Here is a 7,056-nt window from a genome sequence, read left to right as displayed (position 1 = left end):
AAGAATTAAACCGGCATCCCTTATCATAGTACCTTCATCCGTATCCTCGATGATACTGTTGGCTTCTTCCAATAACCCAGCCATGGCATCGCATTTTTTAGCCACAGGCTTTTCCTCCAATAATTCAAAGACTTTCTCCAGCGTTTCGATATGCGTCTGGGTTTCCGAAGTATGTTTGTCAAATGCGGCTGCCAACTCAGGGCTGGTTGCTGCTTTTTTCATTTTAGGCAAGGCCTTTACCAGATGCTTCTCTGCCCAATAAATGTCTTTTAACTCATCAACAAAAAATTCGTGAAATTCAGAATCTTTCATCTTGCCAGTCATTCCGGATACTTTCGATCCTTTTTTGCTTGTTGCTTTTGTTGTAGTTGCCATAATTTTTGTTTTTTAGTTCGATGTACCCTACTAACCTTTGCAACTGCCGATTGTTTAGAAAATTAAATCTTTTTTTTTACAAAACTTATTTGTTAAAAACCTGTTCTTCATTACTTTACAAACTCTTTTTTTTATGCCCGAAGGACCATCAATTGTTATATTAAGAGAACTCATTGAGCCTTTACATCTGGAAGGAAAAGAAATTTTAGCTGTTAGCGGAAATACAACGATAGACAAGGACAGAATGCTGCATCAGCAGGTTATCGCAGTTAAAAGCTGGGGTAAACATTTTTTGATCTGTTTTGAAAAATTCAACCTTAGGATACACTTTATGATGTTTGGCAGCTACAGAATTAACGAACATAAAGACACTCCCGCAAGGCTCAGTCTATTCTTTAAAAATGCAGAGCTTAATTTCTACACTTGTTCTTTAAAATACATAGAAGGAAAAATAGACCTCAGCTACGATTGGTCGGCCGATGTGATGGCAGAAGAATGGGACCCGAAGAGGGCCTTAAAAAAAGTAAGATCATATCCAGATTCACTGATATGCGACATTTTACTAGACCAGCAGATTTTTTCAGGAGTAGGAAATATTATTAAAAATGAGGTTTTATATAGAGTAGGTGTACAGCCACTGAGTAAAATACATGCTATACCATTGTCTAAACTCAAACTAATCATCACAGAAGCCCGGCAATACAGTTTTGATTTTCTGGAGTGGAAAAAAGCTTTCACGCTTAAAAAGCACTGGCTGGTCAACACGAGAAAAATCTGTCCGCTTGGACATCCCTTGAAAAAGGAATATTCAGGAAAAACAAAAAGACGAACATTTTATTGCCTGATCTGTCAAAAATTGTATCTGTGACAGATTAAAAATACCGTTCAAAAGTTAAACTATAACTTTAATGTATAAATAATTTAGGCATAGGCAAACAATATAGAGAAAGTAGTGTATTTTAATCACTAAACATACCGGAGCCTAACAAGTTTCCTAAAAAATATTTTCGTATAAAAAGAATAATAACCTAATCGCTATTATAGAAATGAAATATTTTTTTTAATTTAAACATTAACTCAGCTGGCTATATGGAAGATCTGCAAAATATATATAAAAATCTTTTCCAGTTCAATCCACAACCATTATGGACCCTAAATACTGAAACTTTTAAATTTGTAGATGTAAATGAAGCCGCACTCCATTTGTACGGTTATTCAAGAGAAGATTTTTTAGAGATGACCATTCAGGACATCACCCCAAAAGAAGATCTTCCCGAACTTGAACAAGCCATTAAAAATTTAAAAAACACCTCAAACAGCATTATTGTTAATCGTTCACGCCATTTAACAAAACAAAAAAACCTCATCAATGTAGAACTTAAAAGTAGTGTGTACGAATCGAATGGGGTCATAAACGAGTTTGTAGCTGTAACTGACATTACCGAACAGATTAAAACTGAAATCGCGTTTGAAATGGCCCAGCAGGAATTGATCCGAAGAGAACAACGGTACAAAGCACTGGTACAAGGTGGTTCCGATTTAACAGCCATTATAGACCTGGATGGGATTTACAAATTTGTAAGTGAAAGCTGTGGACCTCTTTTGGGTATTGAACCAGAACAATTAATGGGCAAAACAGCTTTTGATTACATTCATCCGGAAGATGCAGAACGAGTGGGCCAAACTTTATCAAAACTCATAGATATGAAACGTGTAATGATCGACCCCTTTCGTTTTCGCGATGGCTACGGACAGTGGAGATGGATCAGTACAGCAGCAACCAATCTTATTGACGATCCCGTAATCTCAGGCATTGTAACCAATTCTAAAGACATCACAGATGTCATCAATGTCAATAATGAACTTCGCTTAAGCAATGAACGTTATAAACTTGTGTTAAAGGCAGCTGATGAAGCAATTTGCGACTGGGATATCGCAAATGATCATGTGGATTGGGGAATTGGTTTTCAAGAAATTTTCGGCTATGATCTAAGCATCTATAACAATAATTTGTGGTCAGAAAATATCCATCCCGATGACAAAGAAGCGGTATTACGGGAAATGAAAGAAACCCTGGAAGACCCTTCTATCCCCATTCTTTATTCAGAATATCGGTTTTTCAAAGCCAACAAAGAGATAGCCATTATTCAATACCGCGGCATTTTTCTGAGAAATGAAGAAGGAAAAGCCATAAGAGCTGTTGGTGCATTTCGTGATATCACCGCACAAAAACACAGCTTAAGTAAAATCCAGATGCAAAATAAACAGCTTAAAGAAATTGCCTGGACACAATCTCATAAAGTAAGAGATTCCCTAACCCGGATCATGGGCTTGGTAGAGCTATTAAAAGACGAAGAATTTTTAACTGAAGCACAAAAACAGCTGGTTAATTATCTCTGCATATCAGCTGAAGATTTAGATCTGGGTGTACGAGAAATAGTTAAAAATGCAGAACGCAGTTAGCTCAGTCTAAACCATTTCTGTTTTCATTTGTTAAGAGAGAAACAAAATCTTAAATCTATGAAAAAATTATTTTATCTATTATCCTTCTCTGCAGCTGCATTTGCGTTTCAGGGATGCGGAAATGGCAACCACGATGCCAAAGATACCGCCGACAGTTTAAACAAAGTAAAAGATACAACCTCAAACGCTGCAGTGACTGGTGGAATTGCTGTGGACAAATCAGATGCTGAGTTCTCAACTAAAGCGGCAGCCGGGGGTATGGCAGAAGTGGAACTTGGAAAATTAGCTTTAAGTAAAAGCAGTAATGCTAAAGTCAAAGAATTTGCGACCATGATGGTGAATGACCACGGCAAAGCGAATGAAGAACTGAAAGCTATTTCTAAAATGAAAAACATTACTTTACCAGGCACTTTAGATGCAGATCATCAGAAAAAAATGGATGATCTAAACAAGAAATCAGGTGCTGATTTTGATAAGGATTATGTGCAGACCATGATAGATGGTCATAAATCTACGCTTAAACTAATGCAGGACGAAGCTAAAGACGGAAAGGATGCAGATCTTAAAGCCTTTGCTTCCAAAACAGCCCCTATTGTTCAGTCTCATCTGGATATGATCAATAAAATTCATGATGGCATGAAATAAAGATCAAATAGATTTACTGGGGTTTAAATGACCTCAGTAAATTATTTTGAAAGATTTTTAAGACTTGAAATATTACAAAAAATCCATACTAAGATTTAAATTGATCAATTTAAATTTTCACCACTGGCTTTTCTAACTGATGATAGAGAGCAATATTTTTCATCATTCCTTTAAAAATAAAAGCATGAAAGGGTAAAACTGAATACCAGTACAATCTGCCCGCTATGCCTAAGGGGCGAAAAGTGGCGGTTTGCATGAATATATTTTCCTTATCTATTTTAAATTCCAACCAGGCCTCTCCAGGCAACTTCATCTCGGCGTATAACAACAAACGACGATTTTGTCTATCGGCAAGAATCACCCGCCAAAAATCAATTACACTTCCCGTAGACAGGCGGTCAGAATTTGTTCTGCCCCTTTGAAGGCCCACCCCACCAAATAGCTTATCTATCAATCCCCGGATGTCCCACAGCCAGTCTGCATAATACCAGCCTGTTGAACCTCCGATAGACCAGATATTATGTAGCACCCTTTCAGGATCATCTACTTTCATTGACCGTACATCCTTAAAACAGCCTTCCTGAGGAATTTCAATCAGCTTTTTAAAGCTATCTGGATAAGCATCATTATTCATGGCATCCCGCCAGCTGGATATCACCTGATTTTGTTCAATTTTTCCAAATGCCAGTCTTATTGACTCCTCATAAGTCATGGCTTCAATACCTAATTTTTCCTGCAGCTGATTGGGTTTAGCTACCACATCGACCTTCATGCTCTCCACTAAATTACATGCCAATGAATAAGATGTGGAAGTCACAAAATAAAGCCAATAGGAAGATAGTTTTGGTGTCATCACAGGAACAATAAAAATCCTGCGTTTAAGACCTCTAACTTTAGCAAACCTCAGAAGCATATTTTTATAAGTAATGACCTCCGGGCCGCCGATATCAAAAGCCTTATTTAAAGCATAATCTTTCATTAGAACGCCCTCAAGAAAATGCAGCACATCACGAATACCAATTGGCTGGCAACGTGTATTAAGCCACTTTGGCGCAATCATTACGGGAAGCTTTTCTATAATATCCCTGATAATTTCAAAACTGGCACTCCCCGAGCCTACTATAATACCTGCCCGTAAAGTTGTCAGGCCATAAACATCCGATTTCAACGATTCTTCTACATTTAGACGGGAAAGTAAATGTTTGGACAAAACTTCACTGTTAACGATTCCGCTTAAAAAAACAACTTGTTTTGCATTTGTCCGCTCTACAGAATGTTTAAAATTACTTGCTGTTAACAGTTCCGCCTGAGAAAAGTCATTTATCCCCGACGACATAGAGTGCATCAGGTAATATGCCACATCTATATCTGCCGGTATATGTACAAGGCTTTCCTTTTTCAAAAAATCCACCTCAATTACTTCCAAGTCAAATCCTGCAAATTTCTCTGCATCAAAGCGATTTTTATTTCTTACACAACAAACCACCTGGTGCTTATGCTCCAGCAAAACCGGAAGCAGGCGCTGGGCAATATAACCGGTTGAACCCGTTAGCAGTATTTTCATCAGAATATAATTTTATTTAATGGTGATGAAGCTATCATGTGCAACCAAATTCTATTCATATCGGTTTGTGTATTTCTGCACATGATGGTTTCATTGGAGAATATTTTTAAAGAGGTTATGAAATTATATTAGTACAAATATAAACTATATTAGTATATATTTGTATTATATTATATAACAATTGATTTAACACACCATTAGAATCAAGCTGCTGAATGCCAAATAATTTGAAACAAAAAACATTACAAATAGCCGTTATAGGCTCTGGATTTGCAGGACTAAGTGCTGCAGCTTACCTGGCTAAAAGAGGTTATGACGTAGATGTTTATGAAAAAAACACCGAAATTGGAGGCAGAGCACGTCAGCTGCAAACAGACAATGGTTACATTTTTGACATGGGGCCAAGCTGGTATTGGATGCCTGAAGTATTCGAAAAGTTCTTCAATGATTTTGGCTGTAAAGCAGCAGATTTCTACGACCTGCAGTTACTCGACCCCGGTTTCAGTGTAGTTTTTGGTGCCGGCGATATATTAACCATTCCTGCAAATTTTGAAAGATTGTGTCAGCTATTTGAATCTATAGAAAGCGGAAGCGCAGAAAATTTGAAGAAATTTTTAGCCGAAGCAGAATATAAGTATAAAGTAGGTATGGAAAAACTGGTCTATAAACCAGGGCTGTCTATATTTGAATTTGCGGATAAGGACCTGATTAAGGGCTTGTTTAAATTACAGGTATTTACTTCTTTCAGTTCACACGTAAAAAAATACTTCAAAGATCCCAGGCTTATTGCATTAATGGAATTCCCGGTGCTATTTCTTGGCGCGATGCCTGAAGATACTCCGGCTTTATACAGTCTGATGAACTACGCCGGCCTAAAACTAGGCACCTGGTACCCAAAAGGCGGTTTTGGAAAAGTGATTCAGGCGATGAAAACCGTAGCAGAAAAGCAAGGTGCTCAATTTTATACCAATGCAGCAGTAACCGCACTGGAAGTACAAGGAAAACACATTGTAAAACTGAGTTCAGAAAAGGGTGCCAAAACCTACGATGGTGTTATTGCGGCAGCCGACTACCACCACATAGAAGAAAAGCTGATCAGCCGCCCACACAGAAATTATTCAGAGCAGTACTGGCAAAACAGAATTCTTGCCCCCTCGTGCCTTATCTTCTACCTTGGAGTAAATACAAAAGTAGACTGCTTAAACCATCATACCCTATTCTTTGACGAAGATTTAAAACAACATTCTCACGAAATATATAAAGACGCACAATGGCCATCAAAACCCTTGTTCTATGTTTGCTGCCCAAGTATCACCGACCCTACAGTTGCACCAGATGGCCATGAGAACCTGTTCATTTTAATGCCCCTTGCCCCGGATGTAAAAGATCCCGAAACAGTCCGGGAGCGATATTTTCTATTGATCATGGATAGGTTGGAAGCGTATACAGGAACTTCTATACGGGAACACCTGGATTATAAAAAGAGCTATTGTGTGAGCGATTTCATTGCAGATTACAACTCATTTAAAGGAAATGCTTACGGACTAGCCAATACACTGATGCAAACCGCGAATCTGAAACCTTCGTTAAAAAATAAAAAAATAAGCAACCTGTTTTATGCCGGGCAGCTCACCGTACCAGGCCCCGGTGTCCCACCTTCAATCATTTCCGGAAATGTGGCAGCACAGCAACTTATAAAGTACCTAAATCAATAAATCATGAAAGAAATATTTGACAAGTTATCGGCCCAATGCAGCGAAATGATCACCAAGCGTTACAGTACAAGCTTTTCATTAGGTATCTATTTTTTAAACGAAAGACTTCGCCAACCTATTTATTCTATTTATGGTTTTGTAAGACTGGCAGATGAAATTGTAGACAGCTTCCATAATTACAATAAAGTCATTTTACTTTCTAAATTTAAAAGAGACTGTTTTGAGGCTATAGAAGACGGCATCAGCCTAAATCCAGTACTCAACGCCTTTCAGCAGGTGGTCAATACTTACCAT

7 protein-coding genes are annotated in these 7,056 nt (G+C 37.9%); 5 read left to right on the top strand and 2 right to left on the bottom strand.

All coding sequences use genetic code 11. The annotated features are described in order from the left end of the window. Positions 1 to 375, bottom strand: a 375-nt coding sequence (locus VNZ46_RS25590) for a ferritin-like domain-containing protein (RefSeq protein WP_325563905.1), incomplete at its 3' end; no start/stop codon positions are given. Between the two features lie 133 nt (positions 376 to 508). On the opposite strand from VNZ46_RS25590, the gene VNZ46_RS25585 reads away from it, so the two are divergent. The 3 genes from VNZ46_RS25585 (at position 509) to VNZ46_RS25575 (ending at position 3,483) form a co-directional block, all read left to right on the top strand. Then, the gene (locus VNZ46_RS25585; RefSeq protein ID WP_325563903.1) at positions 509 to 1,243 is read left to right on the top strand and encodes a DNA-formamidopyrimidine glycosylase family protein; all 735 of its coding nucleotides are present in this window, start codon (positions 509 to 511) and stop codon (positions 1,241 to 1,243) included. 221 nt (positions 1,244 to 1,464) lie between these two features. Further along, positions 1,465 to 2,838, top strand: a complete 1,374-nt coding sequence (locus tag VNZ46_RS25580) for a PAS domain S-box protein (RefSeq protein WP_325563901.1) — start codon at positions 1,465 to 1,467, stop codon at positions 2,836 to 2,838. A gap of 57 nt (positions 2,839 to 2,895) precedes the next feature. Next, entirely contained in the window at positions 2,896 to 3,483 is a 588-nt protein-coding gene (locus VNZ46_RS25575) for a DUF4142 domain-containing protein (RefSeq protein ID WP_325563899.1), read from the top strand. A gap of 109 nt (positions 3,484 to 3,592) precedes the next feature. On the opposite strand, the gene VNZ46_RS25570 is transcribed toward VNZ46_RS25575, so the two are convergent. Continuing rightward, positions 3,593 to 5,047 (bottom strand): SDR family oxidoreductase, encoded by a 1,455-nt coding sequence (locus VNZ46_RS25570; protein ID WP_325563897.1) that lies wholly within the window; start codon positions 5,045 to 5,047, stop codon positions 3,593 to 3,595. A 227-nt stretch (positions 5,048 to 5,274) separates the two neighbouring features. Between VNZ46_RS25570 and VNZ46_RS25565 the strand changes: the two genes are divergently transcribed. Together VNZ46_RS25565 and VNZ46_RS25560 are read left to right on the top strand one after the other, a co-directional pair. Next, on the top strand, positions 5,275 to 6,762 hold the full coding sequence (locus tag VNZ46_RS25565; RefSeq protein ID WP_325563895.1) for a phytoene desaturase family protein: 1,488 nt from the start codon (positions 5,275 to 5,277) through the stop codon (positions 6,760 to 6,762). A gap of 3 nt (positions 6,763 to 6,765) precedes the next feature. Further along, the coding region (locus VNZ46_RS25560; RefSeq protein WP_325563893.1) for a phytoene/squalene synthase family protein at positions 6,766 to 7,056 on the top strand (291 nt) is incomplete at its 3' end.

Origin of the sequence: Pedobacter sp. (assembly GCF_035566355.1) — a bacterium.
In the GTDB taxonomy this organism is placed as follows: domain Bacteria; phylum Bacteroidota; class Bacteroidia; order Sphingobacteriales; family Sphingobacteriaceae; genus Pedobacter.
The sequence above is the reverse complement of the archived record's forward strand: the minus strand, read 5'-3'. Positions and strand labels throughout refer to the sequence as shown.